General features: G+C 60.6%; 15 protein-coding genes and 1 pseudogene. 15 read left to right on the top strand and 1 reads right to left on the bottom strand.

Features of this window, described 5'->3' with window-relative positions:
• Positions 1-18: 18 nt before the first annotated feature.
• From PMI37_RS20440 to PMI37_RS20380, 13 genes are all read left to right on the top strand, one after another.
• The gene (locus PMI37_RS20440) at positions 19-1,044 is read left to right on the top strand and encodes a polysaccharide biosynthesis/export family protein (protein ID WP_008084475.1); all 1,026 of its coding nucleotides are present in this window, start codon (positions 19-21) and stop codon (positions 1,042-1,044) included.
• 16 nt (positions 1,045-1,060) lie between these two features.
• Positions 1,061-2,653 (top strand): GumC family protein, encoded by a 1,593-nt coding sequence (locus PMI37_RS20435; protein ID WP_008084473.1) that lies wholly within the window; start codon positions 1,061-1,063, stop codon positions 2,651-2,653.
• Entirely contained in the window at positions 2,638-3,741 is a 1,104-nt protein-coding gene (locus tag PMI37_RS20430) for a glycosyltransferase family 4 protein (protein WP_443216828.1), read from the top strand. Before PMI37_RS20435 ends, PMI37_RS20430 begins: the two co-directional genes overlap by 16 nt.
• The gene (locus PMI37_RS20425; RefSeq protein WP_008084470.1) at positions 3,738-5,111 is read left to right on the top strand and encodes an O-antigen ligase family protein; all 1,374 of its coding nucleotides are present in this window, start codon (positions 3,738-3,740) and stop codon (positions 5,109-5,111) included. Before PMI37_RS20430 ends, PMI37_RS20425 begins: the two co-directional genes overlap by 4 nt.
• Positions 5,108-6,076: a glycosyltransferase gene (locus PMI37_RS20420; protein WP_008084468.1), complete on the top strand. Its 969-nt coding sequence runs from the start codon at positions 5,108-5,110 to the stop codon at positions 6,074-6,076. The genes PMI37_RS20425 and PMI37_RS20420 overlap by 4 nt, the downstream gene beginning before the upstream one ends.
• A complete protein-coding gene (locus PMI37_RS20415; RefSeq protein ID WP_008084466.1) occupies positions 6,069-7,205 on the top strand; it encodes a glycosyltransferase in 1,137 nt (378 codons plus the stop codon). Before PMI37_RS20420 ends, PMI37_RS20415 begins: the two co-directional genes overlap by 8 nt.
• A 13-nt stretch (positions 7,206-7,218) precedes the next feature.
• Entirely contained in the window at positions 7,219-8,220 is a 1,002-nt protein-coding gene (locus tag PMI37_RS20410; RefSeq protein ID WP_008084464.1) for a polysaccharide deacetylase family protein, read from the top strand.
• Positions 8,217-9,524 (top strand): lipopolysaccharide biosynthesis protein, encoded by a 1,308-nt coding sequence (locus PMI37_RS20405; protein WP_045123214.1) that lies wholly within the window; start codon positions 8,217-8,219, stop codon positions 9,522-9,524. Before PMI37_RS20410 ends, PMI37_RS20405 begins: the two co-directional genes overlap by 4 nt.
• Entirely contained in the window at positions 9,521-11,443 is a 1,923-nt protein-coding gene (locus tag PMI37_RS20400; RefSeq protein ID WP_008084459.1) for a hypothetical protein, read from the top strand. Before PMI37_RS20405 ends, PMI37_RS20400 begins: the two co-directional genes overlap by 4 nt.
• 281 nt (positions 11,444-11,724) lie before the next feature.
• Entirely contained in the window at positions 11,725-12,414 is a 690-nt protein-coding gene (locus tag PMI37_RS20395) for a hypothetical protein (protein WP_008084458.1), read from the top strand.
• A 4-nt stretch (positions 12,415-12,418) separates the two neighbouring features.
• On the top strand, positions 12,419-13,603 hold the full coding sequence (locus PMI37_RS20390) for a GNAT family N-acetyltransferase (protein ID WP_008084456.1): 1,185 nt from the start codon (positions 12,419-12,421) through the stop codon (positions 13,601-13,603).
• Positions 13,575-14,366 (top strand): ChbG/HpnK family deacetylase, encoded by a 792-nt coding sequence (locus tag PMI37_RS20385; RefSeq protein ID WP_008084453.1) that lies wholly within the window; start codon positions 13,575-13,577, stop codon positions 14,364-14,366. The genes PMI37_RS20390 and PMI37_RS20385 overlap by 29 nt, the downstream gene beginning before the upstream one ends.
• Before the next feature lie 114 nt (positions 14,367-14,480).
• Positions 14,481-15,173 carry a hypothetical protein gene (locus tag PMI37_RS20380; protein ID WP_008084451.1) on the top strand — a complete coding sequence of 231 codons (693 nt, stop codon included), beginning with the start codon at positions 14,481-14,483 and terminating at the stop codon, positions 15,171-15,173.
• A 153-nt stretch (positions 15,174-15,326) separates the two neighbouring features.
• Here the strand turns inward: PMI37_RS20380 and PMI37_RS20375 are convergent, their stop codons facing one another.
• Positions 15,327-16,124 carry a class I SAM-dependent methyltransferase gene (locus PMI37_RS20375; RefSeq protein WP_008084449.1) on the bottom strand — a complete coding sequence of 266 codons (798 nt, stop codon included), beginning with the start codon at positions 16,122-16,124 and terminating at the stop codon, positions 15,327-15,329.
• A 311-nt stretch (positions 16,125-16,435) separates the two neighbouring features.
• Here PMI37_RS20375 and PMI37_RS20370 point away from each other — a divergent pair.
• Together PMI37_RS20370 and PMI37_RS20365 are read left to right on the top strand one after the other, a co-directional pair.
• A pseudogene (locus tag PMI37_RS20370) lies at positions 16,436-16,573 on the top strand (helix-turn-helix domain-containing transcriptional regulator); the annotation flags it as partial.
• A 98-nt stretch (positions 16,574-16,671) separates the two neighbouring features.
• Positions 16,672-17,019, top strand: a complete 348-nt coding sequence (locus PMI37_RS20365) for a hypothetical protein (RefSeq protein ID WP_008084446.1) — start codon at positions 16,672-16,674, stop codon at positions 17,017-17,019.
• Positions 17,020-17,098: the final 79 nt, after the last annotated feature.

Below are 17,098 nucleotides of genomic sequence, written 5' to 3'. Positions count from 1 at the left end.
AACGCGAAGGATGACGCCATGAACGCCAAGATTCTTGTGCTGCTGATGCTGCCGCTTGCAGGTTGCTCCAGCACCTCCGAAACCCAGAACATGCCGGTGAATATCCTCACCGCCACGCCGGCCAACGCCCAGGCGACTGATATGCCGAAGATCGAGCAGACCCTGCGTCCGCAGGATGTACTCGACGTGATCTTCCACATCAGCACCAGCGGCTCGGACGCTTACCGTGTGCAGTCAGGTGACCAGATCGGCCTTAACTTCACCGCCGCCAGCCAGCTCAACGGCAATCAACTGGTGCTGCCCGACGGCACCATCGAACTGCCGGGCGCCAACACCTCGGTGAAAATCGCCGGGCTGACCAGTGATCAGGCGCGCGAAGAAATCCAGCGTGCCTATCAACGTAAACAGCTGTTCCAGCCCAATCGCAATCAGCTGACCGTGCAGATCATCAGCCCGCTGACCAATGAGCAAAACCTGAAAAGCGCGCTGAATCACCCGGCCACCGGCATGAGCCGCGAGATCACCGTCGGCACCGACGGCTACGCGAGTTTCCCGGAAATCGGCGCCGTGCCGCTGCAAGGCATGACCGTCAATCAACTGGAAACCTTCCTCAACAAGAAGTACGCGCAACTGCCCGGCCGGATGACCGTGGACGTGCTGCTGAAGTCCACCGCCGGCAACGAAATCTATGTGCTCGGCGAAGTCGGCCAACCGGGTTCCTACCCGATCCGCCGGCCGGTCTCGGTACTGGAAGCGCTGACCCTGGCTCGTGGCACCAACGTCAAGGCGCGCCTGGATTCGGTGGTGATCATGCGCCGCAACGGCAATCAGGTGCAGGCGGTGCGTTACGACGTCGAGAAGGCCCTGTCGGGTGAGGCGCCGCAAATCGCCTACCTGCAACCGGACGACATGCTTTACGTACCGAAAACCAAATTGGCCAGCGCCGGCGAACTCGCCCGGCAATTGGCCGACGTGGTGCTGTTCCAGGGCGTCGGGTTCAGCTTCGGCTACCGCGTCGACAACAAAGACAGTGACAGCAACTAACTCTCAGGTGACCGACATGAATCCAAAGGAAAACTACCTGCACGAGTTCTTCAGGATCTTCTTCGCCAACAAGCAACTGGTGAAACGGGTCTTCCTGATCTTTGCAGTGATCGCCCTGCTCCTGCCGCTGGTGCTCAAACAGAGCTTCGATATCACCGCGCAGGTCATCGTGCAGTCGAAAAAACTCTCCCAGGGTGACGCCACCACGTCACTGACAGTGGACAACGCCACGTTCATTCCGCCGTCGCTGGCGGACATGGAAACCGAGAGCAATATCCTCCGTTCGCCGGCGCTGATCCGCCAGACCATCAGCGAACTGCGCGACAAGGGTGAATACACACCTTCGCCGGGCATCTTCAGCAAACTGGTGGCCGACCCGTTCAAGCGCTACGTCAGTTCGCCGCTGCGCCAGTACGTGATCAACCCGGTGCGCAATATGCTCGGGCTTGAGACCGATCCTGTGCGTGACACCGCGCTCGATGCCTTGACCCAGCAGGCCATCGACAGCCTGAAAATCGAGACGCTGCCAGGTTCCAACGTGATCTCGATCATCTACAGCTTCCCTGATCCGCATCAGGGCACGACGTTTGTCGCCGCCCTCTTGCAGAACTATCTGGTGAGCCGTCAGGCCCTGCAGTCAATCGACTTGCCGCAGTCCTTCTACGAGTCGAAAAAGCAGGTCTACCAAGTGCGTCTCGATGGCCTCGAAAGTAACCGTCAGGCCCTGCTGGAAAGCGTTGGCTCGTCGGATCCGAAGGAAGAAATCACCTTCCGTCTCAACGCGATCAACACCGAAGAGCAGGCGCTGAACCTGTACCAGGATCGTCTGCTGCAGAGCCAGCGCTGGCTCGAATACTTGAAAACCAGCCTCGCCGCCGCGAGCAATAACAAGCTCAACGACTACACCTTCCCCTACACCTTCACCACCACCGTCGACAACGTGGCGTTCGAGGATCGGGAAATCAAACAGCTCGGTGAGCAACTGACCACACAGGTCAGCCGCTACATGAACGATTTGGCAGTGTTTCAGCCGAGCAGCGAACCGATGCTGCTGACCCGTGAGCAGATCTCCCGCACCCGCGGACAGTTTCTCAAAGTGGTGAGCAACCGCATTCAGGAACGCACCAACGATCTGGCGGTGGTCAAGCAAGTCATCGATCAGAAAACCGCGCGCATCGCTGACTTCAAAAACCGCATCCACGAGTTGCAGCAGACTCAAAGCAAACTGCGGCAGATGGACACCGAGATCGATGCGATGCATGCCGCATTCTCGACCTACGCCCAGCGCTTTGCCGAAAGCAGCACCACCCGTTCGCTCAGCGACGATCTGTCCAACGCCCGGGTGCTCAGCCCGCCGTTCGAACCGACCGAAGCGGCGTTCCCGAAACCGGGCCTGATCATTCCGTTCGGCTTGTTCACCGGGTTGCTGCTGGCGATTGCCCTGGTCTACGTGCGTGAGTTCTTCGATCACCGTTTCAAACACCCAGCGCAAATCAGCCACGAACTGGGCGTACCGGTGCTGCTGGTGATCAACGACCAGAACGCGCTGCCAAGCAATCCGCACAAGAACTGGACCGTGCCGAGCTTCCTGCACTGGGTGCGCAATTGAACATCGCACCCTCCCCTGTGGCCGCGCTGCCGATCATTCATTTGCTCAGCAGCGGCGGTTTCTATGGGGCCGAGCGGATGTTGCTGGATCACTGTCTGGCGACGCCGGGGCAGCATCAGGTGCTGTTCCTCGACGCGCCGCCAGAATTGATCGCGCGCTTTCGCGAGGCCGGGGTCGACTGTCGTGGCTGTGCCGGGCTTGGGGAGTTGCTGCGGCACTTGCGCCAGCGTCGCAGTGAAAAGCCGTTGATCAACACGCACAATTTCAAGGGTCTGTTGTTCGGCTGGGTCGGCGCGACGTTATGGCGCCTGCCGCTGGTGATCACCCAGCACGGGTTTACCCCACGCAGTCGCAAACAGAAGTTCTACACCTGGCTCAGCCTGCAACTGTGCCGCACCGCGTCGGTGGATCGGGTGGTGTGCGTGGCGGAAAGTATTGCCACGCTGCACCGTCAGGCCAGCGTGCGGGCGGATAAGTTGCAGGTGATCCCCAACGGTTTGCCGGCGGCGGCAGCCATGGTGCCGGATGCGAATCGGCAACGCTGGCTGGCCGGTTACGTAGGTCGTTTGAGCAGTGAGAAAGGCCCGGATCTGTTTCTCGACGCGCTGATTCCGCTGTGTCATCAACATCCGCAACTGGATGCGGTGATGCTCGGCGACGGCCCGGAGCGCGAGGTGCTGCAGGCGCGGATCGACAACGCTGGTTTGCACGAGCGGATTGGCTTGCCCGGTTATCAGACCGCCATGCAACCGTGGTGGCAGCAACTCGATGCGCTGGTGATCAGCTCGCGCACCGAAGGCACGCCGATGATTTTGCTCGAAGCCATGCAGGCCGGGGTGCCGGTGGTGGCGTTCGGCGTCGGCGGGATCCCTGATGTGCTGGAACATCGGCACAGCGGTTTACTCGCCACACCGACCGACTGCGCGGATCTCACCCGCCAGCTCGACACCTTGCTGAGCGAGCCGAAACTGGCCCGGCAACTGCGCGACAACGCGAAACGCACGCAACAGGATCGCTACGACCTCAAGGCCCTGGCCGAACGCTGGTCGCAGCTCTACATCCGCACGGCACGGGAGGCACGCGCATGATTTTCCCGCTCTCGATCGTCAGTTTTCTTGGCCTGGTCTGCATCGCTTTGCTGGCCAGCCCCTATCCGTATCTGGCGCCGGGGGCGGTGCTTGGGATGGTCGGTTTTGCGGTGTTGTATCGCAAGCCGACTTGGGGCCTGCTCGGGATTGCCGCGCTGGTGCCGTTTGAAGGGTTCTTCAAGGACAGTTCATTTTCCGGGAGCAAATTGCTCGGGGCCGGGCTGGCGGTAATCCTGATGCTGCAACTGGCGCTGCACCAGATTCCATCGGAGCGCTTGCGCAGCAATATCTGGCGTTACCTGATCTGGTTCATGGTTCTGTATTTCCTCAGCCTGCTGAATACCGATGACCTCGGCATGTCGCTCGGGCATCTGCGTGAACTCAGCGTCGGTTTGATTCTGTTCGTTATCACCCTGTTAATTGGTCGCGACCTTAATCTCGACCTGTTCGCCCGCCTCGTCACCCTCGCCGTCAGCACCACCTGTGCGATGGCCATGTTCTCGACCAAATTCCAGGATCAGGGCCGCGCTGCCGGCTTGCTCGAAGACCCCAATGCCTTCGCCCTGCTGATCGCTTTTGCTGTGCCGATGGCCCTGCTGCTGGTGATCCGCAGCCCGAACCTGCTGCACCGCTTGTTCTGGGGCGGTTGCTGCCTGCTGTTGCTTGGCGGCATGACCAAAACCGAATCGCGCTCGGGTCTAGTGGTATTGGCCTTGAGTCTGTTGATCGGCTGCTGGCACTACCGCTCGCAACTGACCCACATCCGTCCACGGCATCTGGGTTTCGCCATGCTCGGCGCGGCCATCTTGATTCCGTTGACGATTTACGCGATGCCCGCCGGTTACCTCGCGCGGATTCAGTCGCTGAGCGTGTTGAGTGCCGGTGCCAAGGGCCACAACGACGAATCCCTCGGCCGCCGCGCTTCATACATCGTGGTCGGCAGCCAGATGATCCGCGAGAACCCGCTGCTGGGCTCCGGCCCCGGCACCTTCCCGCTGCACTACGCGACCACCGGTTACGCCAAAGCGTTTTCCGCCAACCGCAAGATCGGCGACTTGTACCGCCGGGCGCACAACACCTATCTGGAAATTTTCAGTGAACTGGGCGTTCCTGCCGGGCTGTTGTTCGTCGGCATGCTCGGCCTCGGTCTGTACAACCTGATTCGCGCGCGCGCCGCGTGGATGTTGCGCCGCGATGCGTATCAGGCGGACTTGATGACGCACCTGGGCGTGAGCTTCCTGTCGCTGACCCTGTTCCTGATGTTCCTCAGCGCGCCGAACCAGAAATACGTGTGGATCATGCTCGCGCTGACCAGCGTACTGCGCCTGAAAGCCGAACAGGCGCCATTGGCGATGGAGGCGAAGGCATGAGCCTGATCAGTATCGTCATCCCGATGTTCAACGAGGCCCGACACATTGGCCGCACCCTGCTCGCCGCACAAAAAGCCGCGTTCGCCGCCAATGTCGAATGTGAGCTGATCGTCGTCGATAACGGTTCAAGCGATGATGGCCCGCACATCGCCCGCCAGTTCGGTGCGACAGTGTTGGTATTGCCGGGGTTGTTGATCGGCGCGTTGCGCAATCGCGGCACGGCCATCGCCAGCGGTGAGTGGCTGGCGTTCATCGATGCCGACATCGAAATGCCGGAGAACTGGCTCAAGCCATTGTTCGACATCGAGGCCAGCGGCCAGGCCGATGTTTTCGCCCTGGATCTGCACACCCCCGCTGAAGCGCCGTGGTACGCCACCGCCTGGCAACGCCGGACCTTGCGCGTGTCGTCGCAGACCTCGCATGTGGTCGACTGGCTGCCCAGCGCCAACCTGCTGATGCGTCGGCGCTGGTTCGACAAGGTCGGTGGTTTCAACGAAACCCTGCGCACTGGCGAGGACAAGGAATTCACCCTGCGCCTGCACGAACAGGGCGCGCGACTGCTGTCGATCAATGACAACGTCGCTCTGCATTGGGGTTACGAGATGAACTGGCGCGAGTGGATGGGCAAGGAATTGTGGCGTCAGGGCAGTCATCTGCAACTGCTGCGTACCCATGGCTTCAGCCTGCGCCTGCTGCGTTTCCCGATGCTGTCGCTGTTCGTGTGGTTGCTGGATTTTCTGGCGATTTCGGCGCTGCTCGACGGCTTTCCGCATCACGCGGCCGTCATGGTCACGCTGACACTGATACCGGGGCTGGTGCTCAGCCTGCGCCAAAGTTTCAAACACCGGAACATCGGCCTGACCCTTCAACTGTGGGGCCTGCACTGGGTGCGTCTGCACCTGGCCGGCGCCGCGTTCATTTTGAGTCTGTGTCATTGGAACGCCAGGAGGCCTGCCCGTGGCTGAGTTCATTTTCTGGATGTGCCTGTTGCTGCCGGTCTACGCCTACGTCGGCTACCCGCTGCTGCTGACGCTGGTCGCGCCGCTGTTTCCGGCCTGGCGTCACACCCCGGCGCCGCCGCTGAATGTCAGCATCGTGATTGCCGCACACAATGAGGCGCGGCATATCGAGCACAAGTTGCGCACGTTGCTGGCGCAGGACTATCAGCCAGCGACCCTGCAGATCATTCTTGCCAGCGACGGTTCGACCGATGACACCGTGGCCTGCGCGCACAAAATCGTCGACTCGCGCATCACCATTCTCGACCTGCCGCGCCAGGGCAAAGCCGCGACGCTGAATGCCGGCGTAGCCCTGAGCACTGGCGACATTCTGGTGTTCACCGATGCCGATAACCAATGGTCCCGCGAAACCCTCGGCTACCTGCTCGCACCGTTGAATGATCCGCAGGTCGGCGGCTGTGCCGGGCACATGGTGATCCCGGTCACCGGCGGTGGCTTGAGCGTTGGCGATAGCCTTTATCGGCATTACGAAGGCTGGTTGCGCCGGGTCGAGAACCGCACCGGTTGCATGGTTTCCGCCGACGGCGCCCTGCTTGCCCTGCGCCGCGAGTTGTTCCAGAACGTGCCGGCCGAGGTCAACGACGACTTCTTCATCAGCACCTGCGCGCCGGTCGCGCACAAACGCATTGTCTATGTGCCCGAGGCGCAAGTGATCGACCACGGTGTCGATGAGGCGGACAAACAATTCCGTCGCCGTCAGCGCGTCACCGTCGGCGGTTTGCAAAGTCTCGCGCAACGTCGCGAGCTGCTCAATCCGCTGAAATATGGTCTGTATTCGATCGCGTTGATCAGCCACAAACTGATACGCCGACTGGCGCCGATCCTGTTGCTGCCGCTGTTGCTGAGCAACTTCTGGCTGTGGGACGACCACGTTTTCTATCGCCTCGCCCTGATCGCGCAACTGTTCGGCTACGCCATTGCGATTGCCGGGCTGCTGGATTCGCAACACCGCTTGCCGAAACCCTTCCGCCTCGCCGCGTTTCTGCTGGTCACCCTCGCCGGGATGAGTCTCGGTTTGTGGCAGTTCCTGCGCGGTCAGCGGTATGCCCAGTGGAATCCTGAACAGAACCGTTAAGAGGATCGAAGCCATGGCGATCAAACAACTACTAAAACGCACCAGTGGCTGGCTCTATCTCAACTCGTCGATGGGCCGCAACCAGTTGCACGGCGCCGGGGTGATTCTGATGCTGCACCGGGTGCTGGCCAACGACCGCGCCGCCGACCTGCCGCACCGCAACGAACTGTGCGTGGGGCCGAAAGCCTTCGAGCATTTGCTGGTGTGGCTGCGCAAGCATTTCGATTGCGTGCCGCTGATGGAAATCCTCCAGCCCAACTCGCTGCGCACCGAGCGTCCGCGCGTGGCGCTGACCTTCGATGACGGCTGGCGCGATAACGCGGTCAATGCCTTCCCGCTGCTGCAAAAACATCAGGTGCCGGCGAGTATTTTTCTCTCCACCGATTTCATCGGCAGCCGCCAGCGCTTCTGGTGGGAAAGCCTCGGTGAAACCCTGTGGGGCAGCCACGGCGACAAGGCGCGGATGCATTTGATCGAATGCTTGCACAGCCTGCATCACCCGCTGCCGGTATTGCTTGATGACATCGACGTCGACCGGCGCAGCCTGGCGCTGCTGCATTACCTGCAAGGATTGAAGTCGATTGACCCGCAGGAGCTGGAACGGCTGACCGATGAGTGCCCGCAGGAGTCACAACCGCAAGCGCTGGACTGGCATCAGGTGCGCGCGCTGGAGGCCTCCGGTCTGGTGCGTTTCGGCCCGCACGGTGCCAGTCACGCGATCCTCACCGGCCTCGACGATGTGCGCCTGGACGAAGAAATCACTCGCAGCCGCGATGCCCTGTACAACGGCTGCAACCGGCCGCTGCCGGTGTATTGCTACCCCAATGGCGACAACGACGAGCGCGTGCGGCAACAGATTGCCAATCATGAATATCCGTTTGCGCTTGGCACCGGCACCGGCATTTATCGCGGCGAAAGCGATCCGCTGAACCTGCCGCGTTTTGGTGTCAGCCAGCGCACCGCACGCAATCCGGAGTTGTTGTCGTGGCGGATTTTTCGCGGGACGCGGCCATGAGCCGAAGCAACTACCTCAAGCATCTGGCGCTGAGCATGGGCACCAAACTGGCGATGATCGCCCTGCGTTTGCTGCGTAACGTGTTGCTGGCGCGGATTCTCGGGCCGAGTGAGCGCGGGCTGTTTGCGCTGCTCAGCACCCTGCCGGATCTGATCAGCGCGGCCACCAGTGGCGGCTTGAATTCGGCAGTCGGCTATCAGGCGGCCAAGCAGCGGCCGATGGGTTTGCTGCTGAGTCAGGTGTTGGTGTTCGGCTGTTTGCTCGCGGCGTTGCTGACTTTGCTGGTGGTGGCGCTGGTGCGTGAATTCGGTAGCGAGATGGACGTCACGATGCAGCTTGGCTTGCTCGCCTGGCTGTTGCTGCTGGCGGTGCCGCTGACGGTACTGAAAAGCGGCTTGCTGACTTTGCACAACGCCTCGGGTGGTGTGGTTGCGTTCAACGCCTTGCGTCTGGTCGAGTCGCTGGCGCCGCTGCTGCTGTTTCTTGCGCTGTTCTGGATGTGGAAAAGCGCCGCCCTCGAAGCGGCGCTGATCAGTTGGCTGGCCGGGATCAGTCTGGTGGTGCTGGCCGGTTGGGTCTGGCTCAAACGTGCGCAACCTTTGCAATTGCAATGGGACCGCGCCAGCCAGAAAGAACTGCTGCGCTACAGCGCGCGCAGTCATCCGGACCTGCTGTTCCAGCAAGTGATTCTGCGCTCGGATTATCTGTTCATCGGCGCCTTGCTCGGCAGCACCGCGCTCGGTCATTACGCCATGGCCAGCGCTGCCGCCGAACTGCTGCTGATCGTCCCGGAAGCGGTGACCACGCCACTGATGAAACGCCTGTTGCAACAGGACGAAGGCATGGACAAGGTCACGCCGCTGGCCCTGCGCCTGACGGCCACGGTAATGCTCGGCGCCTGCCTGACCATGGCGGTGATTGGCGAATGGCTGATCGTCACCTTGTTTGGTGCGGTGTACCAACCGGCGTATCCAGCCCTGCTCGCCTTGCTGCCGGGTCTGTTGGGCCTTTGCTACGCGAGCATTTTGCGTCTTGATTTACTCGGCAAGAATCGTCCTGGCACGGTGTCGTTGCTGATGGGTCTGGGCGCCCTGCTCAATCTAGCGCTGAACCTGGTGATGATTCCGGCTTACGGGATTGTCGGTGCGGCGGCGGCTTCATCGATTGCCTACCTGGCGGTGACCGTGGCGATGCTGGTGCTTTACTGCCGCTTGAGCGGCGTGCCGTTCTGGCAAGTGCTGATCATTCTGCCCCGCGACCTCACGCCGATGTGGCTGATGCTGCAACGCCGGAAAACCGCATGAAAGGCCTGGCCCTGTTGCTCGGTCTCGGCCTGTCGCTGGACGCCTTTGCCGCGTCGATGCGTTGGGGCGAGATCCGCGACGGCAGTCTGTATCTGCAAGCGGAGCGGCCGGACACGGTGACCGTACGCTGGACGCCGGCGTGGCAGGCCGAGGCCAATGAAGAGCATGTGTACCTGCTCGACGGTCAGGGCAAACTGGCGGGTGATCGGTTTATCAAGGCCAGCGAAGTACGTGGCAGTCAGAGCTGGCCATTGTTGCCCGGCGCGGCCAGTTATCGGCTGGAGATTCCCGGCTACAGCTTCCGCAATTATCGCGTCGAGCATGACGAACGCACGGTCGCGTTGTTCGCCCCGGCGAAAGTGCATTTCAGCGCTGATACGCACAATGGCGACGAGTTGTATTTCAAGGTTGCGCCGGGTGAGCACGCGGTACTGGCCGGCAAGTTTCATGGCGGTGTCAGTGGATTGCAGGCGCAGCGGGTTGGCGATGATCAGCAACTGACCCTGGCGCTGAAACCCTATCGTGCCTATTGGCAGTTTGATCAGGTTGCGTTGCCTGTCAGCGAGCGCGAGCAAATCTGGCGCCTGCGTTTGCAAGGCAGCGGCAAAGCGGCGTTCTGGCTCGATGGCACGGCGAACCTGTTTGCACAGAATCCGCAGCAACTGAAACCGCTGCGCGAAGACGCCGGGCAAACCCGTTTGACCCTGCACGATAAAGTCCTCGGGCGCACGCCGGATCTGGGCATCGCCCTGCCCTACGTGATGCCGCCGCCCGCCAGTCACGCGGCGCTGGATGCGCTGAAACCGACGGCAGCGAGTTATTACAGCTTTGTTGATGTGATGGCGAAGAATCCGCATTTCGAAGACGCGTTCCGTCAGGTGTATCAGGATCGTTTCGGCATCAAGCAGGACATCACCTTGCTGGCCGGCAGTCAGCGTCAGGCCGATCTGCGCGCCGATGTGCAGAGCAACAGCGGCCTCGATGCGTGGCTGGCCGGGACGCGTGCGCTGGGCGGCAAAGGTACGCACTACATTGGGTTTGCCGACGAGCCGAACCTCAATTACTCCAGCTACGCGCAGTATCAGGCGATCTTCACCAGCATGGCCCGGCAGGTACGCAGCGACCCGGCGAATGCCAAGGCCGGCGTGCGTATTGCCATGCCGGCCAGTTCGCGCCTGGTCAACGGGCCGTTCGCCGACAACGCGGCGGGCAAGCGCGGGATCGATTGGGCGCGGCGTTTGCTCAGCGAATCCGGCGATCAGGTCGATGCACTGGCGTGGCACGAATGGATGATCCGCGACCTGCTCGCCACGCGCGTTTATCGCGACAGCGTGCGCCGTGCCGCCGAACTGGTTGGCCTCGACAGCCAAGGCCAGCCGCGCAAAGCCTTGCTGCTCGATCAGACCAATATGTCCAGCGGCTCTAGCCTCAGCCCCTACGATCAGGAAACCCACTACGCTTCGCTGTGGTGGGCGTCGGTGGTGATCAACGCTTCGCAGGATGGACTGCTGAGCATGCTCAACTGGTTTCAGGCCGCCGATGAGCCGCAGTACCCCAAAGGCATGCTGCGGGTCTCGGCGGATGAACAACGTTTCGAGTTGAAACCTGTAGGTCTGGCGCAGCAGTTTATCGCTGAGCATTGGCTGCATCAGGTGCTGTGGCTGGAAAACGATTCCTTTGAAGTCGATGTGTTGGCGATGGCCGGCGACGATCAGCGTGGCTTGCTCGGGGTGAACAAAGGCACGCGCCTGCAACGCATGAATCTGAGCGGCGCCAAGTGCCCGCTGAACAACGGCGCCCTGCGCTACTTCGGCGCTGACAACCGCAGCCGCGACGCGCCGTTCACCTGCCGCGATGGACGCGTCAGCTTTGATCTGCCAGGCCAGACCCTGTTTGCACTGAGCTGGATCGCGTCATGAAGCCAATTCCGAACAATCATGAGAAAGGCCAGGCGAACCTGAAAACTGTGGTGATGGGATTTATTGTGGTGAGAGGAATTGTGCTGGGGAGCTTTTGTGGCGAGGGGATTTATCCCCGTTGGGCTGCGAAGCGGCCCCTGCTTTTTCAGGCTAAAGAGCGACGACTGCTTCGCAGCCGAACGGGGATAAATCCCCTCGCCACAGAAGCCCTCCACCACAACCTTCACCACACTAGCCCCCCACAAGGGTTTCGCCGAGGCCAAGGTTCAGGAGTACACACCATGGGCATCGTCAGCAAACTCAGCGAACACATCAAACAAAAAGGCCTGCGCGCCACGTTGGCGAAAGCCTGGAAACACTACATCTTTTCCCACCAGGAACTGCTGTGGATGGAGCGCGATCTGGTCAGCCCGGTGCCGCCGCACAACCTCAAACCCTACCCGCCGCTGCGGGTGGTGAAGATCACGCCAGACAACGCCAGCGCCTTCGCCCGCTACTTCGGCGACCGCGTCGGCACCATGGCCGAACTCGCCAATGAGGGCCACACCGGGCACATGCACCTGGACGATCAGGGCGATGCCGTGGCGTTTATCTGGGGCAGTTCGCGGGACTATTTCGACCGGCATTACTACGGCTGCCTGTTCCCGGTGAAACCCGGCGAGTTCTTCGAGTTCGGCGGCGAACTGACCCGCGCCTATTGGGGCACAGAACTGTCGGTGGACCTGCAACTGGAGCTGTGGAAAGCCATGGCCGCGCAAGGTTGCAACAAGGTCGTCGACGTCTGCGAATTCCACAACATCCCGGCGCTCAAGCTGCACTTGCGCATGGGCTACACCGAGCAAAACCGCATCATGAATGTGTACACCCTGTTCGGTCGCTGGCGCTTCTACCGCGAAAGCCGCTACAGCGGCTCGCGTCTGGATGCGTTGCGCAAACCGTCCCGTCCACCCGTAACAGCCACGGCGGCCTGAGCCTATGCTGACGCGATTTGAATGGCGCACTTCACTGTGCGCCGCCGATTTCCCCGAAGCAGCGTATGAAACGTTGCGCCTGCGGGTGACGGATCACACGCCGTTCAACAACCTCGGTTGGTTGTGCGCGGCCGAGCAGGCCCTTGGTACGGATGAGCGGTTGCACATCCTGCTGGGCTGGGAAGCGGACGAATTGCGTTTGTGTCTGCCGCTGGTGGCGAGTCGCGAGCGCTTTGCCGGCGTGCCGTTTCGAGTGCTGCATCACTTGGGGTATCCGCTGGCAGATCGCTTGGCCCTGCTGTCGTTGCTCGACCGTGAGGACATGCACAAGGCACTGGTGTTGATTCGCCAACGTCTGCCCCATGCGCTGCTGCAACTCAATGAACTGTCCGAGCCTGCCGGTGAAGAGAGTGCGCTGACCGAATGGATGGCGCGCAGCTCGACCGCTGAGCGACGTTTGAGTTGTCGGGTGCCGGTGCATCTGATCAGCGAGGCCGATCATCAAGAAGTGTCTGGCGATCCGCGCTACAAGCTGCGCCGCGCGCGCAAGCGAATTGCCGCGTGTGGTGCCCAAGTGCGCAGGATCATTCCCGATGCGACAAGCATGGGGCCGTTGTTGCAAGCCATCAGCGAAGTCGAAGCGGTGAGCTGGAAAGGTGACGAGGGCGTGGGGATTTTTGCCAGCGAACACAGCCGGCAATTGATCGAACGCGCCTTCACCGCCCTCGCCGGCCAAGGTCTGGTGCGCGTGGTGACGCTGGAGCTGAACGGCCGCTGCATCAGCTATCGCCTCGGCTTGCTGGAACAGGGCCGGCTCTACGATTACAACCTCGCCTTTCTGCCGCAATACGCCGACCTGGGCAGCGGCCGGGTGCTGCTGGAGGAATGGATTCGCTGGGGGCTGGACGACAACTGGCGCTGGATCGATGCCTCGCGGGTCAGCCTGGAAAACTCCAGCCATCAACTGCACGAACGCATGACCGGGCAACTTGAGCACTGGCGCTGGAGTTTCTATTCGTGGCGGCCAAGTGGCCTTGTGCTCGGACTGGGCTTGCGCCTGTGGCATCGACTCAAACCGCACGTGCAAGCCTGGCGCGCGCGGCGTGCCGAGCCGGCGAAACCACCACTGAAACCTGTCGCGGTCACCACGGAGGGCGAACATGCCTCGCCAAGTCATAGTCAACGCTGACGATTTCGGCCTCAGCCCGAACGAAAACGCAGTGATCTTTGCCGCGTTTCAGGCCGGGGTCATCAGTTCTGCCACCGCGATGGCCAACATGCCGGCGTTTGAAGCGGCATGTGCCATGGCCCGACACCCGACGTTGCAAGGCCGGGTCGGTTTGCATTTCAACCTGACCTACGGACGCCCCCTGAGCCAGGCGATTCTTGCTCGCCGCACCTTTTGCGATGACCACGGCGTGTTCGACCTTAGCCTGCCGCGCCACAGCCTCTGGCTCGGCCGCGAAGACCGTGACGCGGTGCATCAGGAGTTGCAGGCGCAGTGGCAGCGTTGCGTCGACCACGGCATGCGCCCCAGCCATATCGATTCGCATCAGCACGTGCACAACATCTGGCCGATTGGCGAGATCGTCGCGCGGTTTGCCGCCCAGCAACGTGTGCCGATTCGGCTGGCGCGTAACCTGGGGCAGAACCTCAATCTGCCCAAGCGTGTATTCAAGGGATTGCTCAATTGGCGTCTGCAGAGTCTGGCCGGTATCACCGCTGACTATGTGTGCACGCCGATCGACCTGCGTAACGACAGCGCGCCGACCGACGGCGTGCTGGAAATCGTCGCGCACCCGACGCAACTCGGCGCCGACTTCGGTGACGCCTACCTCAACCCCGACGAACCCCTGAGCCGCGTGCTAGAGCAGCGGCTGGCAGGTGTTGCACGGGTTTCCTACACCGATCTGAACAAGGATTTTCTACGCGGTGCCGCGGCACTCGATTGAGTTACATACCTTGCAATACTTTCGAAGATGGCACTTTGAAATGAACTGGCAAGGGTGATCTATACCCTCAAAAGCACCATCCACAACACCCGGGCTGCGGCCACGGAGGGCATCATGAGCGTCATCACAAAACTACAAGAACGCATCCGCCAGAAAGGCCTCGGCCGCACCTTCGGCACGCTGTGGAAACGCTACGTGTTCTTCCATTGGGAGCTGCTGTGGATGGAGCGCGACCTGGTCAGCCCGGTGCCGCCGCACAAGCTGCGCCCTTACGAGGGCCTGCGCAAAGTCGACATCACGGCGGAGAATGCTGTTGCGTTCACAAAGCATTTTGGCGACCGGGTCGAGACCATGGCAGAACTTGCCGGCGAGGGTCACACCGGGCACATGTACGTCGATGCGGACGGGCATGCGGTCGGGTTTATCTGGGGCAGTATTCGTGATTATCACGACCGTCATTATTACGGCTGCACGTTCCCGGTGAAGCCGGGTGAATTTTTTGAGTTTGGCGGCGAGATGATCCGCACCTACTTCGGTAGCAGCCTTTCGGTGGACGTGCAGGTGGCGCTGTGGGAGGCCATGGCGGCGCAGGGTTGCAACAAGGTGGTGGACGTTTGCGAGACGCACAACATTCCGGCGCTGAAGCTGCATATGCGGATGGGCTATCACGAGCAGGGGCGCGTGATGCACGTGTATTGCCTGTTTGGCCGCTGGAAGTTTTTCCGCGAAACGCGGTATGAGGGTTCAAGGCTGGAACCGCTGCGCAAACCGGGGCGGCCGGTGGTGAGTGCGGCGGCGCAGGCTTGATTCAGATCTGAAATGAGTGGCCTCTTTGAGGCTGCCATCGCTGGCAAGCCAGCTCCCACAGGGTTTTGCGGTGTACCGCTTATATCTGTACGACACAAAATCCTGTGTGAGCTGGCTTGCCAGCGATGAGGCCGGTAGCCGCGCAGATTATTATCAGGTCTTGATGGCGATGAGGGTAAAACACATTGGCATCTGTGCCTCGCGATTCAGGTACTGGTCATACACCTCTTCCCGATTCGAATGCGCATACTCCTTGAAGTGCGCAATATTCAGGCCTGCCGCAATCGCACCACTGAAAATATCCCCCAGCGTGTGCACAAACCAATACGACTTCGCCGCCTGCTGCTCGACCTTGCCGACATACACAATCGGCTCCTCCTGCACAAACGGCTCGGTGCGGAAGTATGAGCTGTCGAGGCGATACGGATCCTCGGCATCGGGATCAACCATTTCCAGAAACGGATGGGTTTCGTAGATCACCAGTTTGCCACCCGGTTTCAGCGTCGAAGCGACATGGCGAAAGAACTCGTCAATGTCCGGCATCCAGCCGAAGACACCAATGGTGATCAGCGCCACGTCAAAACGGTTGTGCAAAGACGCCGGCAAATGATGGATATCGCTTTCGATGAATTCAGCGTTGTGCGGTGAACGCTTGTTCAGCTCACGCGCCTGATCGAGAAACGCCGCCGACTGATCGACCCCGACCACACTCTTCGCACCGTGGGCAAACAACGACAGGCTCTCGCGGCCGTTGTTGCAGCACAGCTGAATCACATCCTTACCATCGACCTCGAGCAACCCGCTCAAGGTCTCATCAAGACAAGAGAAATCCGCCTGCGCAACTTCGCCGAGCAAGGCCTGCCAATCAGGCGAATCCTCATGATGGCGAGCGGAATCGTTCCACGCCTGTCGATTGCTCTCGATGGCGGTTTTGTTATTGGGCACTTCCATGGCGCACTCCAAACGATGCTCGTGATTGAGCGAATCCGAGTCTAGATCAGCCCGCCAATCCCGATTGTTGCAAACTTGTAAGCCACACCGTGTAGGAGCTGCCGCAGGCTGCGATCTTTTGATCTTGTTTTAAGATCAAAAGATCGCAGCCTGCGGCAGCTCCTACATATCTGAGTGTTTATGCCTACAAGTGTCGGCGAATTATCAAAACAGATAGCGGACACGGCTGACTATTCAACTCGGCTCACATGGATATCCTCACGAAGCGCAGACATCCGACGCGCACAAAAAATGGCTAAGGAGGTTTAACCATGAGCCAGAAGTTAACGAATTTCGACGTGGCAGCATTGCTGGACAGTGACGAAGCCATCAGCGAATACCTGTCTCAGGTACTCGCAGACGGGGATAACGAAGAGTTTCTTCGCGCAATCGGCTATGTGATCAAGGCCTGCGATCAGCCGGGGCATGCGATCAATCACCCAGTCGCTTGAATGCAGGGCAGCTATAGTTAATAGCCTTGGGGAATACCGCACTCGCAGGTGCCGCCATGCTAATGCTCGAACGGCTGTTGTTGATGGGTTGTCTGCTTGCTGCCACTCAGGCGCAGGCGCTGGACAGCAATTTTGTTTACTACGGGCCGAACCAGCCCTTCGCCCACCCTGCTCCGTATTCGCTGAATTCCACGCCGCCCAAGCCTTACGACGATACGGCGCCGCAGGATTTTGTGGTGACCCCGGGTGACCATGAGTTCTCCGATTCGCAACTGCCGACGGTGGCGGATGCGACGGTGCGGGTGTTTATTCGCACGTACGATGCCGAACGCGGGATTTATGTGAATGACGAGGTGCTGGATCCTGGTTGTTTGCTGGAGTGTTTGAGCCGGCAACAACACTGAATACCGAACGCCCACTGTAGGAGCTGCCGCAGGCTGCGATCTTTTGATCTTGATCTTAAAACAAGATCAAAAGATCGCA

Source organism: Pseudomonas sp. GM80 (assembly GCF_000282515.1).
Classification (GTDB): Bacteria; Pseudomonadota; Gammaproteobacteria; order Pseudomonadales; family Pseudomonadaceae; genus Aquipseudomonas.
The sequence above is the reverse complement of the archived record's forward strand: the minus strand, read 5'-3'. Positions and strand labels throughout refer to the sequence as shown.